Consider the following 20211-nt stretch of genomic DNA (forward strand, 5'->3'; position numbering starts at 1 on the left):
TGGTGCACTCGCGCCCTTCGGTGCACTCGCGCCCTTCGGTGCACTCGCGCCCTTCGGTGCACTCGCGCCCTTCGGTGCACTCGCGCCCTTCGGTGCACTCGCGCCCTTCGGTGCGCTCGCGCCCGGCCGGGCCGGGCTGCCTGCCATCGGTCTGCCGGAGTGTGGTCCGGCGGACCGATGGCCGATCGTGCACCGCCCGGTCAGCCTCCGGCGGCGGGGCCGGCCGTGCCGGAGAGAGCCTCCAGGTCGCTCTTGCGGACCCTGATCACGAAGGTGGCGGTGACCAGGGCCAGTACGGCCATCGCGACAGCCGGGACGAACGCCGTCGAGATGCCCTGCGCGAGCACTTCGTGACTCCAGGGCGCGGGGAGCTGCTGGGTCCTGGCGAACTCGGCCTTCTGCTCGGCGGTGGCCTGCGCCATGAAGAGCTGCACCTGCTTCTCCGCCTCGTCGCGGCTGGCCGTACCGAAGACCGTGGTGAGGATGGAGAGGCCGAGTGAGCCGCCCACCTGCTGGGTGACGTTGAGCAGGCCGGAGGCGGCACCCGCCTCGTGCGGGGCGACCCCGGAGACCGCGGTCAGGGTGAGCGTCACGAAGTTCAGGCCCATGCCGAAGCCGAACACGACCATCGGGCCGAGCACCCCGCCGAGGTACGAGCTGTCGGGACTGATCAAGGTCTGCCAGCCCAGGCCGAGAACGACCATCGTCGAACCGGCCATCATGAACGGCTTGGGTCCGAGCACGGGGAGGAACCGCTGGGACAGTCCGGCGCCCGTGACGATCGCGACGGTCACCGGGAGGAAGGCCAGGCCGGCCTCGATCGGCGTGTACCGCAGTACGTTCTGCACGAACAGCACGATGAAGAAGAACATCCCGAACATCGCGGCCGCGAGGCTCAGCATGATCACGTAGGTGCCCGAGCGATTGCGGTCGGTGAACATCTTCAGCGGGGTGATCGGTTCCTTGGCCCGCCGCTCGATGAGGCCGAACACCAGCAGCAGGACCGCGGCCGCCGTGAAGGACCCGATGGACAGGCTGTCGCGCCAGCCTTCCTCCGCCGCGCGGATGAACCCGTAGACCAGCGAGGCCATACCGGCCGTCGAGGTGAGCGCGCCCGCGATGTCGAACCGTCCCGGGTGCCGCTCGGACTCGCTGATGTACATCGGGGCGAGGACGGCGATCAGCACGCCGATGGGCACGTTGACGAACAGCACCCATCGCCAGTCGAGCCACTCGGTGAGCATGCCGCCCGCGAGCAGACCGATGGCCCCGCCGCCTGCGGAGACCGCGGCGAAGACGCCGAACGCCCGGTTCCGCTCGGGGCCTTCGGGGAACGTCGTGGTGATGAGCGCCAGCGAGGTCGGTGACGCGATCGCCCCGCCGACGCCCTGGAGGGCGCGTGCCGCCAGCAGCTGCCAGGGCTCCTGGGCGAGTCCGCCGAGCAGTGAGGCGAGCGTGAAGACGAGGATTCCGGTCATGAACACACGGCGACGGCCGAGGATGTCACCGGCCCGGCCGCCGAGGAGCAGCAGACCACCGAAGGTCAGTGTGTAGGCGCTGACCACCCATGTCAGGTCGGTGGTGCTGAACTTGAGCGCTTCTTGAATGTGCGGGAGTGCGATGTTCACAATCGTCGCGTCGAGTACCACCATGAGTTGGCAGGCCGCGATGACGGTGAGCGCGATGCCGGGACGCCCCTCCCGGCGGGCGGCTCCCGGCTTCTGATCCTGAATCAACGGAGAGGTTGTCACTATGGGTCCCCCACAAGTGCCTTAGTGAACGCTTGCGTTCACTGACGCGTCCACGGTAGTGAGTCCCCCTTAGTGAACGCAAGCGTTCATTGAAGCCGCCGTCGTGGAATGCGCCGCCCCACTGTTTCCGCTCATCGCACCCCACCCCCTCGGCTCAACGGAGAAACACAGATGGTCACTTCGCGCTGGACGGCCGCTCCCGCTCAGACGGCCTCCCCGCGTCGGCGCGGCGCCGTACTGGAGCGCGCGATCCTCGATGCCGCGCTCGAACAGCTCAGCACCGTCGGCTGGAGCGGCCTCACCATGGAGGGGGTTGCCGCGGGTGCCCAGACGGGCAAGGCGGCGGTCTACCGGCGCTGGCCCTCCAAGGAGGACCTCGTGGCCGACGCGCTCCAGGCCGGGCTGCCCCGCTTCGAGCAGTCGCCGGACCTCGGGAGCGTGCGCGAGGACCTGCTGGAGCTGTGCCGTCAGGCGCGCGCGGCCATGTTCTCCCGGCCCGGGTTCGCCTTGCGTTCGGTGATTCACGAATGCGACACCATCCAGGCCGAGCGCTTCCATGGCGTCATCATCGGAGGCGTCGTGGAGCCGACGGTCAGGCTGTTGAGGGAGGTCGTCGAGCGGGGAATCCGGCGAGGTGAAGTGCGTTCCGACGCAGCGAACAGCTACGTCTTCGACGCGATTCCCGCCATGATGATGTATCGCTCGAAGATGTGCGGGAGCGAATGGAGCGAGCGGGACATCGAGGAGCTGATCGACCAGTTGATGGTGCCGCTGCTGCGGCGACGGGGCGCTTGAGCCGGGTCGCCGGCAGGGCTGAGGCGGCCCCGGGAAACCTGGGTGTCGGGGAGGGGCGCGGGCGGCGTAGGCTAAGGGCGCCATGCCGTACGAACCACCTACCCACACCGTCGAGCGCTCTCTGCGCGCCACGACCGGAGCGAAGATCGTTGCCGGTGTCGACGAGGTGGGGCGCGGAGCGTGGGCCGGCCCCGTCACCGTCTGCGCGGCGGTCACCGGACTGCGCCGACCGCCCGAGGGCCTCACCGACTCCAAGCTCCTGACGATCAAGCGGCGCGAGTCGCTCTCCGAGGAACTGCTGAAGTGGGTGACGTCGCACGCCCTCGGTCACGCCTCTCCGGAGGAGATCGACGACCTGGGCATGACGGCGGCTCTGCGGCTGGCGGCAGTGCGGGCCCTGGAGGCCCTTCCCGTACGGCCCGACGCGGTCATCCTCGACGGCAAGCACGACTACCTGGGCTCGCCCTGGCGGGTCCGCACGGTGATCAAGGGTGACCAGTCCTGCGTCGCCGTGGCGGCTGCCTCGGTGATCGCCAAGGTTCAGCGCGACAAAATGATGGCCGAACTGGGTGTCGACCATGCAGACTTCGGTTTCGCGGCCAACGCAGGGTATCCGTCGCCTGTCCACAAGGCCGCGCTGGCGGAGCGGGGGCCCACCCCGTACCACCGGTTGTCGTGGGCGTATCTTGATGCGCTGCCCCAGTGGCGGCACCTCAAGAAGGCCCGCAACTGGGCGGACGGAAACGTTCCGGAGATCGAGGGCCAGCTCGGCTTCGATTTCTGACGGATCCGTTCGTACTCATGTGCCACCCGCCGACGCGAATCGCATCGGCGTTTGATAAAAATCAGCTCATGCCTCTCCTTCCCGAGGAGCCTCAGATTCACGAGAGTGCCCAGGGCCCGCGTGCCACTCCGGCCAGCGGCCGGGTCGCACCGACCCCCCGTCCCGTACCCGGTCCCCGTCCCGCGGCTCCGCCGCGTCCCGGTCGTCCGGGTCCTGCCCGGCCGGTGCCGGCCCAGCGTGCGGCGCATGCCGCGCCCAGGCCCGGGCCGTCCGCTCCCGCCGCCACCCCGCAGATCCAGCTGATCCCGGCCTCGGCCGAGGGGGCGCTGGACGCCGCCGAGGAAGCCGTCGACCTGCTGTTGGAGTCGGGCCGTGCCCCCGGCGACGTGCTGGTGATCACCACCGGCGAGCCGCACCCGTGGGCCGCCCACGAACTCTCCTTCGGCGAGGCCGCCTACTGGGCGCAGCACGACGCGGGCGACGACGTCTTCTACGCCGATGCCTCGGCCACCGAGCGGGCCGCGTCGCGTCCCGTGGTCGTGGTCGCCGTCAACGGCGGGACCGATGCCGTCGCCGCGCACGCGCTGCCCAAGGCCCTCGGCCGGGCCCGGGCCCTGTTGATCGTGTGCGGCGACCCGCAGATGATCAACTCGGTCCTGGGCGCCGGAGTCTGAGCGACTGCGGAACCCGCCCCGGTCGGCCCTCAGGGGTCACCGGGGAGCCGTTTCGCGCCCGGACCACGGTTCGGGTGCCACGACGGTCACACCCCGCGACGGGGCGCTTCGGCGCGCCTGCGGGGTGTTTCGGCATGTCCGGGGACGCCTCGCGGGGTCCCGTCGGGCAGAGGGTAGGGGCGTCGGTGCGGTGTGGTGCCGCGCGAGTGCCACGTGGTGCCGCACGGTGGGCAGCGGTGGACACGGTGCGCAGCGGTGGCGCCGTCCGGGTCCGGGGCCGGCCGGCCTGGGCTGACCGGCGCGCGGTGCCGTCCGGCCCGGGGTGGGGTGGACGGCACGGGGGGTGAGGGTGCGCGGGCGATGATCGAGGTCGGGGTCGTTGCCGCACCGCCCCAGGCTCGGGCCTGGGTACCGGTCGGCCCACCCCCGTCACACCGGCGGCGGAACCCTCAGCGGCTCACCGTGCCGCGGCGCGGCGGAGCACCTCCGAGGCGACGCCGCCGGTGCGCGGTATGGGCGGCGGCGCCACGGCCGTGGCGAAAGGCTCGGCCGGCGAGTCCGCGTGGGGACGGCGACCGCCCCGGCCCTCACCGAGAACCTGCCAGCCGTCACGTGTCAGCGTGATGTACGAGCCGCAGCGCAGCCCGTGCAGCGTGCAGGCGTCCCGCAGGCCCCACATCCACGCCCCGTCCTCCTCCGTCCAACGCGCGTCACCGTCACGGCAGTAGAGCAGCACGGCCGTCCGGACCGGGGTCCGTCGACGCAGGTCGTGCGGAATCACCCGTCTCAGCTGGGCGAGGAGCGCGTTGCGGAACATCCAGCCGTCGGCCGGTGCCGGACGCCGGATGAACGAGGCACTCGCCCGCAACCGCTCGTCCGGATCCAGGACGGCGATGACCGCCGTCGCGGGCCGGGGCTGATGCCGTGCGTGCAGCCCATTGACGACCTCCCGGGGATTGCGCAACAGCGGAATCCCGGCGGCGGCCCATTCCGCGGGCTCGAGCATCCGGTTGGCGGAAGCGGCGGACAGGTCGGCAGACGTCGACACGGAGGCCGCCGAGGACGGAGCGAATCCGAAGGTCACGATCCTCCCTTCGGCTACGCGCCCACTCTGAGGGCGAGGGTCGGACTTGGGGGAGCGCACGCCGCAGCAGAAGCCCTGCCGATTCACGGTGAGGCCGTGCGGGGAGCGGACTCCAATTCTTCCTGGCGAACTTGGTTGCGGCAACGAGCAATTGGGGCCACTGGCAGTTTTGTGGTGATTCACAGCTTATATCCCTGCACAGAGGACTCGACCGCAACGCCCGGGCAGCACGACCCCCCGCCGGGAGACCCGTCGGTCACGCCCGGACGGCCAGAACGAGGGGCAACACCCCCTGTGCGCCCGCGCGCCGGAGCACGCGCGCGGCGACCGCGAGTGTCCAGCCGGTCTCCATGGCGTCGTCGACCAGGAGCACCGGCCCGCCCGCCTCCTGAAGGGCGGAGGCCAGCTCGGGCGGTACGGTCAGCGCCCCGTCGAGCGCCTTGAGCCGTTGTGCGCTGTTGCTACGGGTGACCTGGGAGACCGCGCCGGTGTACGCCACCGACCCCAGCAATGGCAGACGGCCGATCTCGGCGATCCGGGCGCCCAGGGAGCCGATCAACTGTGGCCGAGAACGGGAGGCCATGGTCACGACACCGACCGGACGGGGCGGCGCGTCGGCCTGCCCGGAGGCCCAACCGCCGGGACCTTTCGCCCAGTCGGCCAGCACGGCGACCACAGCCTTCGCCACATCGTCCGGAACCGGCCCGTCCGGGGACTGGGGAGCGAGCAGCGGCCGCAGGCGGTTGCCCCAACCGATGTCCGACAGCCGCCCCAGGGCCCGTCCAGGAGCGGCCTGCTCACCGGCCGGAATGCGCCCCTTCAGATTGACCCCCACGGCAGGCAGCCCCGTCGGCCACATCTTGCGGGGCTCGACCTCGACGCCCGCGCGCCCCAGCTCGCCGCGCGCCGCGTCCAGAGCCGCCGGGGAGACGGAGTCCGCGAATCTGGGCTTCGTGCAGGTGTCGCACCGCCCGCACGCGGCGGCTTCCTCGTCGTCCAACTGCCGCCGCAGGAACTCCATGCGGCAATCCTGTGTCGCCACGTAGTCACGCATGGCCTGCTGCTCGGCGGCGCGCTGCTTGGCTACCCAGGCATAGCGCTCGGTGTCGTACACCCAGGGGGCGCCGGTGGAGATCCAGCCACCCTGGACGCGTCGGACCGCGCCGTCCACGTCGAGGACCTTCAGCATGGTCTCCAGACGGGAGCGGCGCAGTTCCACCAGGGGTTCGAGGGCGGGGAGGGAGAGCGGTCGCTCCGCGTGCGCGAGGACGTCCAGGGTGCGGCGCACCTGCTCCTCCGGAGGAAAGGCGACCGAGGCGAAGTACTCCCAGATCGCCTGGTCCTCCTTGCCGGGCAGCAGCAGCACCTCCGCGTGCTCCACGCCACGGCCGGCGCGGCCCACCTGCTGGTAGTACGCGATGGGGGAGGACGGCGAGCCCAGGTGGACCACGAAGCCCAGGTCGGGTTTGTCGAAGCCCATGCCCAGCGCGGAGGTGGCGACCAGGGCCTTGACCCTGTTGGCGAGCAGGTCCTCCTCGGCCTGTTGCCGGTCCGCGTTCTCCGTCTTGCCCGTGTACGACGCCACCGTGTGCCCGCACTGGCGGAGGAAGGCGGTGACTTCCTCGGCCGCGGCCACGGTGAGTGTGTAGATGATCCCGGAGCCCGGCAACTCGTCCAGATGGTCGGCGAGCCAGGCCATGCGATGGGCGGCGTCGGGCAGTTCGAGCACCGCGAGGCTCAGGCTCTCGCGGTCCAGCGGCCCTCGCAGCACCAGCGCGTCGGTGCCGCCGCCGGTGCCCAGCTGCTCGGCCACATCGGCGGTCACGCGCGCGTTGGCCGTGGCGGTGGTGGCGAGCACCGGGACGCCGGGCGGGAGGTCGGCCAGCATGGTGCGCAGTCGGCGGTAGTCGGGGCGGAAGTCGTGGCCCCAGTCCGAGATGCAGTGTGCCTCGTCCACCACGAGGAGTCCGGTCGCGGCCGCCAGCTCGGGCAGGACCTGGTCACGGAAGTCCGGGTTGTTGAGCCGCTCGGGGCTGACCAGGAGCACGTCGACCGTGCCCGCGGTGACCTCCTGTCGGACCGTGTCCCACTCCTCCGTGTTCGAGGAGTTGATGGTCCGTGCCTTGATTCCGGCGCGGGCGGCCGCCTCCACCTGGTTGCGCATCAGCGCGAGGAGCGGCGAGACGATGACGGTGGGGCCCGCGCCCCGCTCGCGCAGCAGCGCGGTCGCGACGAAGTACACCGCGGACTTGCCCCAGCCCGTGCGCTGCACCACCAGGGCTCTGCGCTTGTCCGCGACCAGTGCCTCGATGGCGTGCCACTGGTCCTCGCGCAGTCTCGCGGCGCCGGCCGGGGCGCCGACGAGACGGGCGAGCACGGTATCGGCGGTCGTGCGCAGATCTTGGCGGTCCGTCGTGGGCCGGTCTTCGTCGCTCATGGCCCCATGCAACCCGATGCCTCGGACATCGCGCGAACGAGCGGGTCGAACTGTGGACAGCTTCTGACGTGATCATGTTCGGACTTATCCACAGGGCGAAGCGGAATTTCAAGATCCGCGAGATGGTCGCCGCATGACGAATCACAGCGAAGCAGCCGGGACCTCCGGCAACAGTGACATCAGCGGGCAGAACGGATGCGGTGGGAGCCGCGAGTCCTCCGTCCGCCCGGGACACGGCGCGGCCGCCGAAGGCTGCGGGGAACCGCAGGTGACGCTCCGCACACCCGCCGAACTAGCCGATGCCCTGCCCTACCTGCTGGGCTACCGCCCCGAGGACAGCATCGTCCTCGTCGCACTGCACGACCGGGACACCCGTGGCCGGTTCGGCGGCCGGGCACGGCTGGGCATCCCGGCGCAGACGGACGACTGGCCGTCCGTCGCCCAACAGCTGGCCCATGGCCTGGTCACCGGTAGCGAGCGCCGGGGAGCCAAACCGGAGAGCATGGTCGCCTTCCTCTGCCAGGACCCGGCGAGCGGTGAGTCACCACGTGACGTCATGGAACGCCTGCGGCCACTCGCCCAGCTGCTGCGCAGGGCCTGCGGCAGCATGGATGTGCCGGTGGTCGAGGCCCTGTGCATCTCCGACGGCCGTTTCTGGTCCTACTGCTGCCCCGGCAACGGATGCTGCGCGGCCGGCGGGGAGCCGATGGGACTCCCGGGCACCTCGGTCCTGGCTGCCGCCGCGACCTACGCCGGCCTTCAGGTCCGCGGCTCGCTGAGGGAACTGCGGGCCAGGCTCCTGCCGTGGGAGACCGCCGCCGCGCTCCAGCAGGAAGCCGCTCTCGACGCCGCGCAGTCCGCCCTCATCCCCAGGATCCTGGACGTGGACGGCCGGACGGAAGTGGCCGAGGAGACCCTCGCGGTGGCACGGCGCCTCATCGGGCGCATGGCGGACGTCCCACCCGGCACCGCCACGCTGGACGCGGACCTCCGCGACGACGAACTCGTCGGGCACGACGACGCGGCCACCATGATCCTCGGACTCCAGGACCGGGCCACCCGCGATCGAGCCGCCGAATGGATGGAAGGCGAGGAAGCGGGTCCTGCGCTCCGTCTCTGGCGCGCCCTCGCCCGCCGCTGCGTCGGCCCCTACGGCGAGCACGCCGCCGCCCCGCTCACGCTCGTCGGCTGGGTCGCCTGGTCCTCCGGAGACGAACTGGAGGCCCGTGAAGCCCTGGCCATGGCCTTGGCCGCCGACCCCGACTACCTCTTCGCCCGCCTCCTCCACCAGGCATGCAACGAAGGGCTCGACCCCGAGTCCATTCGCCGCTGTCTGCGCGCGGAACGCCGGGGACGCGACCTCGCGGCTGCCACCGAGGGCGCGGGCACCGGCAGCCCGACGAGCTCCCCCGCCCCGTCGCCCGACACGCTCCCGGCCTCGGACCGGCCCTGCGTCGTCACCGGCGCCCGCCGGCGACGCAGGCCCCGGGCGGAAGGAGGCATCGAGGACCGTGCCGTCCGGCGATCGCCCGGTGCCGCGCCCTCCGCCCGCCGCGTGCGCTCCGCCGACGGCAGCCCGGCGGTCGGCCGGAAGCCGGGGCGTACGGCGAACGGGCCGAGCGGTCGGGCACGGGTACGTCGCGGCTCCGGAGGTCAGTCCAAGGAGAGCGAGTCGTGAGCGCGCGGATCCGGTCGAGGCTTCCCACCCCTGTGCCGTGCTGGATCTGGACGTGCCTGAGCGTGACGCTCGCCTACCGGGATCGTGCGGGCCGAGCCCGTGGAGCCGGCGCGAGTGCCTCGCCCTCGCTCCCGCGGCACGTGGTCGCACTGTTCCGTGTCGCAATCCGCAGGGCTGTGCCGTTCCGGCCGCGGGGCCACACCGGGCCACCGTCCCAGCGCCGTACGCGCCCTCTGTCCCGCAGGGACGCGGCGGCGTGCCCAGGGCCCGCGTGCCGCCCTCGTGTCGCCCCACGGCTGCGCGCCGCCCCGAGGCCGCCCCGGTCCGGCGCTCGTTGCTTCCCGGCCCCCGTGGGCACGGCGGAACGAGGTGCTGGTTCGGAAGGCTTCCCCGGACGCGGGCGTGACCCGGAGCGCAGCCGCTCCGTTCACCTGTGTGGCGGTACCCATGGCCTGGTCCCGTCGCTCCGTCACCCCGTCCCTCTCCGGCTCCCCACCTGGTGCCGAGCGCACCCCGAGCGCGCCGAAGACAGAAGAAGCCGCCCCATGCCCCTCCCCTCGCTGCCCGACGCCCCAGACGACGTCCCGACCTTTCGCACGCCCGTCCAGCCCTCGCCCCGCACCCGTGGGGACGGCATCGACGCTCCCCGTCCGGACGTCCGCATCCCGGCCGCTCGCGCCCTGGCGGCCCACGGCCCAGCGGCTCGCGCCGCGGGCTCACGGCCAGGAAGCCCGGGCGGGCCCGGGTCCTCCGCGCCCGGCACCGAGGACCCTTCGGGACCCGCGCGTCCAGGTAGGGCGAGGGCTTCGGCCCCTGGCTCACGCGGTCCCAGGGAACTGCCCCCGGCCCACACCACGCTGATCTGTGTCGCCCTGCCGGGTCTCGCGATCTCGACGGACCAGGGCCAGCTGAACGGCAGCGGGCTGGAGGGTTTCTACCGCGCGGGGCGGCGCATGCTCTCCCGCTGCCAGGTGCGGGTGGCCGGACGCGAACCGCTCGCAGTGCAGGCCCGGATGGTGACCGCCGACCGAGCCCGGTTCGTGGCGACGCTGCGTCTGTCCGCGGATGCCGGACCGGATCCGGACGTCATGGTCGAGCGCATCCGGTACGCGGACGGCACCGAGCGGATCACCCTGCACAACACGGTCCTTCGGCCGCTGTGCCTGCCCGTAGAGGTGTCCCTGGGCACGGATCTCGCGGAGCTGGGGGCCGTCGCCGCCGGCGGCGCCGGCCCGGAACTGCCCGCGACCGTCCACGGCTCCGGCCTCCGCTGGTCCTGCGCGCAAGGACACTCCACGGTGTCCGCCCACCCTCCGCCCGCCGACGCCCTGGCCTCCGCGGGACTGCTGCGCTGGGAGCTGCACCTGCCGCCCGGCGGCAGCCGGAGCGTGGAACTGCGCGTGCGACCTGACGGCACAGGACCCATCAGACCGGTGGGGCGAGGCGCCACCAGCCCACTCGCCCAGGCCCGTGTCGCGGGAGACGACCCGGTGGCGCAGTCGCTGCTGCGCACCTGTCTGGAGGATCTGGAGGCGCTGCTGCTGCGCGACCCGAGAAACCCGGCCGACACCCATCTCGCGGCGGGCGCGCCCTGGCGCTGCGGACTGTCTCCGGCCGACGCGCTCGTCGCGGCCCGGATGACGCTGCCGCTCGGCACGCGCCTCGCTGCAGGCACCCTGCGCACCCTGGCCCGCACCCAACTCGCGGGAAGGGACGCCCGGTCCGGCATGATCCCGGGACCCCGGCGGGACGCGGGCCCGCATCTGCCACCGGGATGCACGGGTACCGAGGCGACCCTGCTCTTCCCCGTACTTCTTGCGGAGGCCCGGAGATGGGGACTCCCCGAGCAGGAGACGGAAGCATTGCTGCCCGCCGCCGAGCGCTGCCTGCGCTGGCTGCTGGACGCGGTCGGCAGCGGTGTCTATCTGCCCGATCCCTACCCCGGTGGACCGTTGCGCTGCGAGACCCAGGCCCAGGCCCACCGGGCCGCGCTGCTGGGCGCCGACCTTCTCGACGCGTACGGCCGGCCGGTCGGCACCGAGCTGCGGGACTGGGCCGGAGAGCTGCGGAACCGGTTCGGGGCGGACTTCTGGGTGGAGGACCGGGGCGGCGGCAGACCCGCGGCCGCCCGCACCCCGGACGGGCGTCCTGTGCCGCACCTGGGTGCCGGCGCCGCCCATCTTCTCGACACCGGGCTGCTCGGCGGGGGAGAGCAGGCCCCGGGACTCCTCGACAAGGTGCGGACCGAGCAGCTCGCCCGACTGCTCGCAGGGCCTGCGATGGACTCGGGGTGGGGGCTGCGGAGCCTGGGTGCGAAAGAGGCTGCGTACAACCCCTTCGGTCATCGCGGCGGTGCCGTGCGTGTCCGGGAGACGGCGGTCGCGGTCGCGGGGCTGGCGGCCGCCGGATACGAGAAGGAAGCGAGCGCCCTGCTGAGGGGTGTGCTGGCGGCGTCGGAGAGCTTCGGCCATCGACTGCCGGAGATGTACGCGGGGGAGCAGCGGACCGCCGGTGGCGCCCCGCTGCCGCACCCGGCCGCCTGCAGACCGGCCGCGACGGCGGCTGCCGCCGGGGTGCTGCTGCTCACCACCCTGGTCGGGGTCCGCCCCGACGCCCCCGCCCGGACGGTGACCCTGCGGCCGGTGCGCAGTGCGCCGCTGGGCGAGATCGGTATGACGGGCCTGCGCGTCGCGGGCGCCCCCTTCGCCGTACGCGTCAGCAGGCTGGGGCTCGCGATGGTGGAGGAGGCGGCCGACGGACTGCAGCTGGGAGTGTGACCTCGCGCGACACGGGACGGGACCACGGGCGGGGTCGGCTCTCCGAGCCCTGAGGGTGGCCTGCGGGAAAGGTGGCGGACCGAAGTGGATCAAGTGGGGAAGCGACCGCGAAGGGAGTGTTTATCGTCAGGCAGACGACTATGATCGCGGCATGCCCTACGACCCGTCGGACTATCCGCCCTTCGCCGTCACCGTGGACCTGGTCGTGCTGACCGTCCGTCGCCACGCGCTCTGCGCACTGACGGTACGGCGGGGCGAACAGCCTTTCCAGGGGCGATGGGCGTTGCCCGGTGGCTTCGTGCGGCCGGACGAGGACCTGTCGCAGGCCGCTGCCCGGGAGCTGGCCGAGGAGACGGGCCTGACCGCCCATGAACCGTCCGAGCCCGCTCAGGACAACGGCGCGCACCTGGAGCAGTTGGCGACCTACGGTGACCCGAAGCGCGACCCCCGGATGAGGGTCGTCAGCGTCGCCCATCTCGCCCTCGCCCCCGACCTGCCCGCGCCCCGGCCGGGAGGGGACGCCAACAGCGCACGCTGGGCGCCCGTGGAGGAGTTGCTGGAGCAGGGCGGCTTCGGGCGCGACAGTGAGCCGGTGGCGCCGTTGGCGTTCGACCACGCGCAGATCCTCGCGGACGGCGTCGAGCGTGCCCGCTCCAAGATCGAGTACTCGTCGCTGGCCACCGCCTTCTGCCCGCCGGAGTTCACGGTCGGCGAGTTGCGGCGTGTGTACGAGGCGGTGTGGGGTGTGGCGCTGGACCCGCGCAACTTCCATCGCAAGGTGACGGGAACGCCGGGATTCCTGGTGCCCACCGGCGGTACCACCACGCGTCAGGGGGGCCGCCCCGCCCAGCTCTTCCGCGCCGGCGGTGCCACCCTTCTCAACCCGCCGATGCTGCGCCCCGAGGTCTGACCCGGCGGAGAGTGAGCGTCCGCCGCCGGGTGCGGCGGACTCGCCCGTGGGCGGCCGTCGAGGGGTCCGACGGGAGGGAGGGCCGAGTTCGGGGCTCGTGAACCGTGCGTGGCTCGCCCGGTGCCTGCGAGGCCGTCCGCGAAGCACGTCGCAAGATACCCGGAAAAACGGACATATCGCGCTATCTTGCCTAGGGTGATCCAGGCCATCGGATTGACCAGCAATCCCCGCAAGGAGTCCCCGCCCGCCGTCGACGATGTGTCCTTCGAGGCGCACTCCGGCCGTGTCACCGCACTCCTCGGGGCTCCCGGTGCGGGCAAGTCGACGGTGCTGAGACTCGTCCTCGAACTGCAACACGGCCGTGGGGTGGCCTACTTCAGAGGCCGCCCCCTCCACCGCATCGCCCACCCCACACGCGAAGTGGGCGTCCTCCTCGGCGACGTGCCCGGCCACCCCGCCCGCACGGTCCGGGGCCATCTGCGCATGCTGTGCGCGGCCGCGGGGCTGCCCGGACGGCGTGCCGACGAAGTCCTGGAGGTCGTGGGGCTGGTCAGCCTCCGCGAGGCACGGCTGAACACGCTCTCGCGAGGCATGGACCGTCGGCTCGGCCTGGCCTGCGCCCTGCTGACCGACCCGCACACGCTCGTGCTGGACGGCCCCGCCGACGGGCTGGCGGTCCGCGAGGGCCGATGGCTGCACGGGATCATGCGGGCGCACGCCGACCAGGGCGGCACGGTCCTGTTCACCACCGGTGATCCGAAGGAGGCGGCGCGAACCGCCGATCGGGTACTCACCCTCGAACGGGGCAGGCTCGTCGCCGACCAGGAGGTCGCGGACTTCTCCCGCACCCGGCTCCGTCCCAGGGTTGCCGTTCGCACCCCGTACGCCGCCCGGCTCGAAGTGCTTCTCACGAAGGAGGCCCGGACCGCGCGACGTTCCGTGGAGGTCGTGCGGGAGGGCGGCAACCGGCTGTCGGTGTACGGCAGTACATGTGCCGAGATCGGCGAGACCGTTTTCCGGCACGGCATCCTCGTCCATCAACTCGCCGACGAGCTCGGGGACATGGGGCCCACGCCGTCGCCGTCGCCGTTGGCGTTGTCATCCGCATCATCCGCATCATCCGCGTCGTCCACGCCTTCGTCGGTCGTCGGTGAAAGCGTGGGGACGACCGAGACCACGCGAGGCCCTGGCCGGGAGGCCCAAGGGTCGGCAGGGGGGTGCCAGGGGCCCGCCGACGAACTCTGCGCACCCGAGGTCGGCGGCGCCTCCGCCGCGCCTGCCGACGCTCCTCGGGCGACCCCGGTCGAGCCGTGGGCCTGCGGTGACGGGGCGTCGGAGGTCAACCCGGCGCCTCTCGTCGACCTTGGATCCGCTACGCCCTCCGCACCGCACACGGATCCCGAATCGAGTGATCATTTCGGTCCACATCGTGATCCCGGACCTCACGACCACCTCGGGTTCCGCCCGGACCAAGGACCACGCGACGCGTCCGCCGCCGGACCGTTGCCGCCGCTGCCGCCACCCATCACCGTGCGTCCGGCGCCGAGCCCGCTGCGGCCCCTGCGCTACGAGCTGCGGCGGGCGGGCGGGGTCGGCACCGCATACATCACCACCGCGGCCGTACTCGTCACCTCCGCCCTCGTGGCGGTGCTCCTGGCCGGGATCGGGCACACCCCGCAGCCACGGCTGCTGGCGGCGTGGCCGCGGGAGCTGCCGCTGCCGCCCGCAGCCATCGGGGCGGGGCTGCTCGGGGCCATCGCCTTCGGCGACGAGTTCCGCCACCCCGCTCTTGCCGCGGACCGCGGCACCGTCCCTCGTCGGCTGGGGCTGCTCCTCGCGAAACTTTTCGTCGCGGCGGCCACCGCACTGCTGCTGGCCGTCCTCACCGTGGGCTGTGACCTCGAAGTGCTCTACCTCGTCTATGGACCGGAACTCGTCTCGGTTCCCGCCGGCTGGTTCCCGCTCGGCGCGAGCTGGTTCGGCCTCGTCGTGGGGTGCGCCTGGGCCGGGGTGCTCGCGGCGGGCGTCTTCCGGTCCACGTCCGCCGGGCTCGCGGCCGTGGTCGCCGTGCCCCTCGTCGTCGTACCCCTGGTGCAGAGGGCGCTGGAGGGGGCGACCGTGCGGAGCGCGGTCGGGTTTCCGGTGCGGCTGCGTGAACTTCTCCTGGTGCAGTGGCCGTTCGGGGGGGAGCGGTACCTGGAGGCCGTGGCCCGGGCGGCCTCCCAACCCGTGGGCGGGGCGCTGCTGTTGTCACTGACGGCGCTGCTGGGGGCCTACGTGTTCACCAACCTCCGCAGCCGGGTCAGGTGATGATCGTCCTCATCCTTTCGTGCTCACTGTCCGTGCCCTTCCGTTGGCGCAATGCGCACAACTCCTCGTAGAACGCCCATTTCTTTCCGATAAGGCGTCAATTGCGACGGGGTGAGCGATCACCCTTTCGTGTGCTTTTCACCAAAGACCTCAAGGGAGTTGGAAACGCAGCCGACAAAGGATGCGTGAGTACCCTTGCGCACACCATGATGACCGCCGCCCGCTCCGCCGACTCCGGCCTCGCAGGACCGGGCGAACTCGACCGCTACCCGTACGCCGAGCCCGCGAGCGTCGACCGCGTGGGCCTCCCCGCCTGGGACGGCGCGGACCCTGAGCTGGGCCGCGTGGGCCGCCGCGCCGCCGGGAGCCGCGGACGCGGACTGCACGGCCAACTCGTCCAGCAGCTCGGCCAGATGATCGTCTCCGGCGACCTGGGCGCGGACCGCCCCCTCGTGCCCGAGGAGATCGGCCAGCGCTTCGAGGTCTCCCGCACCGTCGTCCGTGAATCCCTGCGTGTCCTGGAGGCCAAGGGCCTGGTCAGCGCACGCCCGAACGTCGGCACGCGCGTCCGGCCGGTCAGCGACTGGAACCTGCTCGACCCCGACATCATCGAATGGCGGGCCTTCGGTCCGCAGCGCGACAACCAGCGGCGCGAGCTCAACGAGCTGAGGTGGACGATCGAACCGCTGGCCGCCCGCCTCGCCGCCGGCCACGGGCGCGACGACGTGCAGCAGCGCCTCGCCGACATGGTCGAGCTCATGGGCCACGCCATGGCCCAGGGCGACCCGCTGACCTTCTCGCGCGCGGACGCCGAGTTCCACTCGCTGCTCATCCAGCTCGCGGGCAACCGGATGCTGGAGCACCTCTCCGGGATCGTCTCCTCGGCCCTCCAGGTCTCCGGCGGCCCGGTCACCGGATGTGACCGACCGACCGAGTCGGCGCTCACGCATCACGCCCGGATCGTCGACGCCCTCGCGGCGGGCGACGGAGGGGCCGCCGAGGCGGCCATGCGGCAGCTGCTCACCGTCCACCCCGAGGTGGAGCGTGTGGTGCCGGCACCGCGCGAGCACTGAGGGCGCCGCGAGCGGAACGAGGCCGGCGCGGCCGCGGGGCCGACCCCCCGACGGCGTCACTCGCCCGGCGGACCCGTGCCGCCGGGCCCCAGCGAATCCTCCCAGGGATTCGGCGGGGCCCGGCGGCGCGACGGACGCAGGACGATTCAAGGCTCGCGCGGCACGGGGCTGTCCCGACCAGGCTGCGCGAAGCCCCCGACGGATCCCCCGACGAAGCGCCGGACCGGCCGCCGTGTGAATCGCCGGACCGGTCACCCCAACGGGGTCGACAGGGGCCAGGGGATCGACGAGAGTGGCGGGGGTCAACCGGAACGGCCGGGCCGACCGGAACCGCCGGGCCAACCGGAACGGCGGGATCGGCGGGTGTGCCGGGCCCGGCGAGAGCGCAGGGCCGGGTGAGGCGCCGGCACCGGCGAGCCGGAGAAGCGACGAGCTCACCGAGGCGACGGACCCGCCCGGCGGCGCCCGGCGGCTGCCCCGGACGGGCCGCCGCATCGTGGCGGGGACGGTGATCCGGACTAGGGAGTTCGTTCGGGAATCGTTCGGGTACCAGTCCTAACAGAACCGGTTGTGGCCTCGATCGATCGCCTCTGGCAGTGTCTGACCGCTTTTGCGCGCTTACGGGGTGTGACTCGGGCCACGCAGATTGGGCGTAACGCTCGTGGGAACAACGCGATGACCTAAGAGGCGACAGTCGCGGAGGGAATACGGACGCCGTTCATGGCGCTGTGCATCTCCCCGGCCCCCGCCCGCACCGTCGGCCCACTCCCAAGCCGGTGGTCGGCTCCGGTCCGCAGTGGACGGGGCCGGAAGCCGTTTTCCAACGTTCCGAGAGGTTGTTCGTGTCGGCCAGCACATCCCGTACGCTCCCGCCGGAGATCGCCGAGTCCGTCTCTGTCATGGCGCTCATTGAGCGGGGAAAGGCTGAGGGGCAGATCGCCGGCGACGATGTGCGTCGGGCCTTCGAAGCTGACCAGATTCCGGCCACTCAGTGGAAGAACGTACTGCGCAGCCTCAACCAGATCCTCGAGGAAGAGGGTGTGACGCTGATGGTCAGTGCCGCGGAGCCCAAGCGCACCCGAAAGAGCGTCGCAGCGAAGAGTCCGGCCAAGCGCACCGCCACCAAGACGGTCGCGGCGAAGACGGTGACCACCAAGAAGGCCACTGCCACAGCCGCGCCCGCGGAGCCCGCGGCCGACCCTGCCGGCGAGGACGTCGCACCCGCCAAGAAGGCCGCCGCCAAGAAGGCGGTCGCCAAGAAGGCGGCCCCCGCCAAGAAGACCGTCGCCGCCAAGAAGACGGCGGCGAAGAAGACCACCGCCAAGAAGGACGACGCCGAGCTCGCCGAGGAAGAGGTCCTCGAGGAGGCACCCGGCGGCAAGCCCGGGGACGAGCCCGAGGGCACCGAGAACGCCGGCTTCGTGCTGTCCGACGAGGACGAGGACGACGCGCCCGCCCAGCAGGTCGCCGCCGCCGGTGCCACCGCCGACCCGGTCAAGGACTACCTCAAGCAGATCGGCAAGGTCCCCCTGCTCAACGCCGAGCAGGAGGTCGAGCTCGCCAAGCGCATCGAGGCCGGTCTGTTCGCCGAGGACAAGCTGGCCAACGCCGACAAGCTCGCCCCCAAGCTCAAGCGCGAGCTGGAGATCATCGCCGAGGACGGCCGCCGCGCCAAGAACCACCTCCTGGAGGCCAACCTCCGTCTGGTGGTCTCCCTGGCCAAGCGCTACACCGGCCGCGGCATGCTCTTCCTGGACCTCATCCAGGAAGGCAACCTCGGTCTGATCCGCGCGGTCGAGAAGTTCGACTACACCAAGGGCTACAAGTTCTCCACGTACGCCACCTGGTGGATCCGTCAGGCGATCACCCGCGCCATGGCCGACCAGGCCCGCACCATCCGTATCCCGGTGCACATGGTCGAGGTCATCAACAAGCTCGCGCGCGTCCAGCGCCAGATGCTCCAGGACCTGGGCCGCGAGCCCACCCCGGAGGAGCTGGCCAAGGAACTCGACATGACCCCCGAGAAGGTCATCGAGGTCCAGAAGTACGGCCGCGAGCCCATCTCCCTGCACACCCCGCTGGGCGAGGACGGCGACAGCGAGTTCGGCGACCTCATCGAGGACTCCGAGGCCGTCGTCCCGGCCGACGCGGTCAGCTTCACGCTCCTGCAGGAGCAGCTGCACTCCGTCCTCGACACGCTCTCCGAGCGTGAGGCGGGCGTCGTCTCCATGCGGTTCGGTCTCACCGACGGTCAGCCGAAGACCCTCGACGAGATCGGCAAGGTGTACGGCGTCACGCGCGAGCGCATCCGCCAGATCGAGTCCAAGACGATGTCGAAGCTGCGGCACCCGTCCCGCTCGCAGGTGCTGCGCGACTACCTCGACTAGAGACGGCACGGCACCCGCCGACCCGTCGCCCCCGTAGGCCCGGTTCCCTCGAAGGAGCCGGGCCTACGGCGTGTGTGCGGCTGCGGAAGCCGATCCCGTGGATCACTCTGGGTGTGCCATCCCTGTCCCGGAGTGAGGAGCGCGCATGCCTCGATCGTTCGCCCGACTGCTGGCCGTCGCGGCCACCGCGGCCGTCATACCGCTGGCGTCTCCGCCGTCGGCGACGGCCGAGGTCGTCATCGGTGGCCATCCGGTCGAGATCTCCCAGGCGCCCTGGACGGTGGCACTGGCCAGCCGTGACCGGTTCGGAGGTACGCGGGCAGGGCAGTTCTGCGGCGGTGTCGTGATCGGCCGCTCGACCGTCCTGACGGCCGCCCACTGCCTCAGCGAGAGCGTGCTGGGAGGCCCTCCGGAGAGTGTCGGCGACCTGAAGGTCATCGCGGGTCGCGCCGAACTGCAGTCCGCCGAGGGCCAGGAGATCGCGGTGAGCGGCGCCTGGGTCGATCCGGCGTACGACCCCTATACGAACGCCGGGGACTTCGCGGTGGTGACGCTCGCCTCACCGCTGCCCGAGACCTCGGTCATCGGGCTGGCGGAGGCCGGTGACCCCGCGTACGGGCCCGGCACGCCGGCCGCGGTCTACGGCTGGGGGGACACCACCGGTGCCGGGGACTACGGCCGGAGCCTGCGGGCCGCGCCGGTGCAGGTGCTGGCCGACGAGGTCTGTGAGAGGGCCTACCCGGGCAGTGCGGACGGGCGATACCTGTCCGGCTCCATGGTGTGCGCCGGGGAGCCGGACGGCGGCCGGGACGCCTGCCAGGGGGACAGCGGAGGGCCGCTGGTCGCCCAGGGGAAGCTGATCGGCCTCGTGTCCTGGGGGAGCGGCTGTGGGCTCGCCGAGAGCCCGGGCGTCTACACCAGGGGCTCGTACATCGCCCGGGTGCTCACGGGAAGCCGCTGAGGCGCGGCTCACGGCCCTGCGGCGGGCAGGTACGGAACGAGAGCGGGCGGCCACCCCGTGGGTACGGGAGTGACCGCCCGGTCACCGGCCTCGAGCCGGTGGCGGCTCGTCGTCAGGTGCGAAGCGTCAGCGCTCGTCCTCTTCTGCGGTCGCGGGAGCGGCCGTGAGTCGCTCCGTCTCGTCCTGTATCTCCGCGGCGATCTTCTTGAGCTCCGGCTCGAACTTGCGACCGTGGTGGGCGCAGAACAGCAGCTCTCCACCGCTCAGCAGGACGACGCGCAGGTAGGCCTGGGCGCCGCAGCGGTCGCATCGGTCAGCGGCCGTCAGCGGGGTCGCGGGGGTCAGAACAGTAGTCACGTCGCCTCTTCTCTAGCTCGACGAGCTGTCGTACCAGGGTCAACATCCAACCAGGCCGAAAACGTTCCCGCTCGCGGCTTTAACTCGAAAAAATCTTTCCGGGCCGGCTGTCTGCTGCCGGTTGGCGGCGAATGAGCCGTAGTGCGTGTCTTCGTGTCGTACGGGCTTCGCGCTGTCTGTCGGTGGTTCTGGTGGTCGTTCTATCGGTTGTACGGTCCTCCCGGCTGGGTTGC

The 20211-nt window shown here is 72.0% G+C and carries 14 protein-coding genes; 10 read left to right on the forward strand and 4 right to left on the reverse strand.

The genetic code is table 11. The features are described from left to right. Nucleotides 1-200: 200 nt before the first annotated feature. Nucleotides 201-1751, reverse strand: a complete 1551-nt coding sequence (locus ACZ6BB_RS00300) for an MFS transporter (RefSeq protein ID WP_471613094.1) — start codon at nt 1749-1751, stop codon at nt 201-203. A gap of 171 nt (nt 1752-1922) precedes the next feature. On the opposite strand from ACZ6BB_RS00300, the gene ACZ6BB_RS00305 reads away from it, so the two are divergent. The 3 genes from ACZ6BB_RS00305 (at nt 1923) to ACZ6BB_RS00315 (ending at nt 4004) form a co-directional block, all read left to right on the forward strand. Further along, nucleotides 1923-2546: a TetR/AcrR family transcriptional regulator gene (locus ACZ6BB_RS00305; RefSeq protein ID WP_471613095.1), complete on the forward strand. Its 624-nt coding sequence runs from the start codon at nt 1923-1925 to the stop codon at nt 2544-2546. A gap of 82 nt (nt 2547-2628) precedes the next feature. Next, nucleotides 2629-3330 carry a ribonuclease HII gene (locus ACZ6BB_RS00310; protein ID WP_275455752.1) on the forward strand — a complete coding sequence of 234 codons (702 nt, stop codon included), beginning with the start codon at nt 2629-2631 and terminating at the stop codon, nt 3328-3330. A 68-nt stretch (nt 3331-3398) separates the two neighbouring features. Further along, nucleotides 3399-4004, forward strand: a complete 606-nt coding sequence (locus ACZ6BB_RS00315) for a hypothetical protein (protein ID WP_471613096.1) — start codon at nt 3399-3401, stop codon at nt 4002-4004. 457 nt (nt 4005-4461) lie between these two features. On the opposite strand, the gene ACZ6BB_RS00320 is transcribed toward ACZ6BB_RS00315, so the two are convergent. Further along, complete coding sequence (locus ACZ6BB_RS00320) at nt 4462-5088, reverse strand: hypothetical protein (protein WP_471613097.1); 627 nt, start codon at nt 5086-5088, stop codon at nt 4462-4464. A gap of 256 nt (nt 5089-5344) precedes the next feature. After that, on the reverse strand, nt 5345-7525 hold the full coding sequence (locus tag ACZ6BB_RS00325) for a RecQ family ATP-dependent DNA helicase (RefSeq protein ID WP_471613098.1): 2181 nt from the start codon (nt 7523-7525) through the stop codon (nt 5345-5347). 133 nt (nt 7526-7658) lie between these two features. Between ACZ6BB_RS00325 and ACZ6BB_RS00330 the strand changes: the two genes are divergently transcribed. From ACZ6BB_RS00330 to ACZ6BB_RS00360, 7 genes are all read left to right on the forward strand, one after another. Then, on the forward strand, nt 7659-9203 hold the full coding sequence (locus tag ACZ6BB_RS00330) for a DUF4192 domain-containing protein (RefSeq protein WP_471613099.1): 1545 nt from the start codon (nt 7659-7661) through the stop codon (nt 9201-9203). A gap of 545 nt (nt 9204-9748) precedes the next feature. Beyond that, nucleotides 9749-11980, forward strand: coding sequence for a glycogen debranching N-terminal domain-containing protein (locus ACZ6BB_RS00335; protein ID WP_471613100.1), 2232 nt, complete (start codon nt 9749-9751; stop codon nt 11978-11980). Nucleotides 11981-12131: 151 nt separating this feature from the next. After that, nucleotides 12132-12890, forward strand: a complete 759-nt coding sequence (locus tag ACZ6BB_RS00340) for an NUDIX hydrolase (RefSeq protein WP_471613101.1) — start codon at nt 12132-12134, stop codon at nt 12888-12890. A gap of 195 nt (nt 12891-13085) precedes the next feature. Continuing rightward, on the forward strand, nt 13086-15200 hold the full coding sequence (locus tag ACZ6BB_RS00345; protein ID WP_471613102.1) for an ABC transporter ATP-binding protein: 2115 nt from the start codon (nt 13086-13088) through the stop codon (nt 15198-15200). A 185-nt stretch (nt 15201-15385) separates the two neighbouring features. Then, complete coding sequence (locus ACZ6BB_RS00350) at nt 15386-16273, forward strand: FadR/GntR family transcriptional regulator (protein WP_471613103.1); 888 nt, start codon at nt 15386-15388, stop codon at nt 16271-16273. A gap of 842 nt (nt 16274-17115) precedes the next feature. Beyond that, nucleotides 17116-18660 (forward strand): RNA polymerase sigma factor, encoded by a 1545-nt coding sequence (locus ACZ6BB_RS00355; RefSeq protein WP_471613104.1) that lies wholly within the window; start codon nt 17116-17118, stop codon nt 18658-18660. A gap of 145 nt (nt 18661-18805) precedes the next feature. Continuing rightward, nucleotides 18806-19621: a serine protease gene (locus ACZ6BB_RS00360; RefSeq protein WP_471613105.1), complete on the forward strand. Its 816-nt coding sequence runs from the start codon at nt 18806-18808 to the stop codon at nt 19619-19621. 126 nt (nt 19622-19747) lie between these two features. Here the strand turns inward: ACZ6BB_RS00360 and ACZ6BB_RS00365 are convergent, their stop codons facing one another. Continuing rightward, nucleotides 19748-19978, reverse strand: coding sequence for a DUF7455 domain-containing protein (locus ACZ6BB_RS00365; protein ID WP_013000244.1), 231 nt, complete (start codon nt 19976-19978; stop codon nt 19748-19750). Nucleotides 19979-20211: the final 233 nt, after the last annotated feature.

The sequence above is a fragment of the Streptomyces sp. NPDC041108 genome, assembly GCF_055592645.1.

Excerpts from the sequence above, each read along its gene's own strand:
- ACZ6BB_RS00315 (WP_471613096.1), top strand. The coding sequence starts at position 3,399 with ATGCCTCTCCTTCCCGAGGAGCCTCAGATTCACGAGAGTGCCCAGGGC.
- ACZ6BB_RS00340 (WP_471613101.1), top strand. The coding sequence starts at position 12,132 with ATGCCCTACGACCCGTCGGACTATCCGCCCTTCGCCGTCACCGTGGAC.
- ACZ6BB_RS00325 (WP_471613098.1), bottom strand. The coding sequence starts at position 7,525 with ATGAGCGACGAAGACCGGCCCACGACGGACCGCCAAGATCTGCGCACG.
- ACZ6BB_RS00360 (WP_471613105.1), top strand. The coding sequence starts at position 18,806 with ATGCCTCGATCGTTCGCCCGACTGCTGGCCGTCGCGGCCACCGCGGCC.
- ACZ6BB_RS00305 (WP_471613095.1), top strand. The coding sequence starts at position 1,923 with ATGGTCACTTCGCGCTGGACGGCCGCTCCCGCTCAGACGGCCTCCCCG.
- ACZ6BB_RS00335 (WP_471613100.1), top strand. The coding sequence starts at position 9,749 with ATGCCCCTCCCCTCGCTGCCCGACGCCCCAGACGACGTCCCGACCTTT.
- ACZ6BB_RS00330 (WP_471613099.1), top strand. The coding sequence starts at position 7,659 with ATGACGAATCACAGCGAAGCAGCCGGGACCTCCGGCAACAGTGACATC.
- ACZ6BB_RS00310 (WP_275455752.1), top strand. The coding sequence starts at position 2,629 with ATGCCGTACGAACCACCTACCCACACCGTCGAGCGCTCTCTGCGCGCC.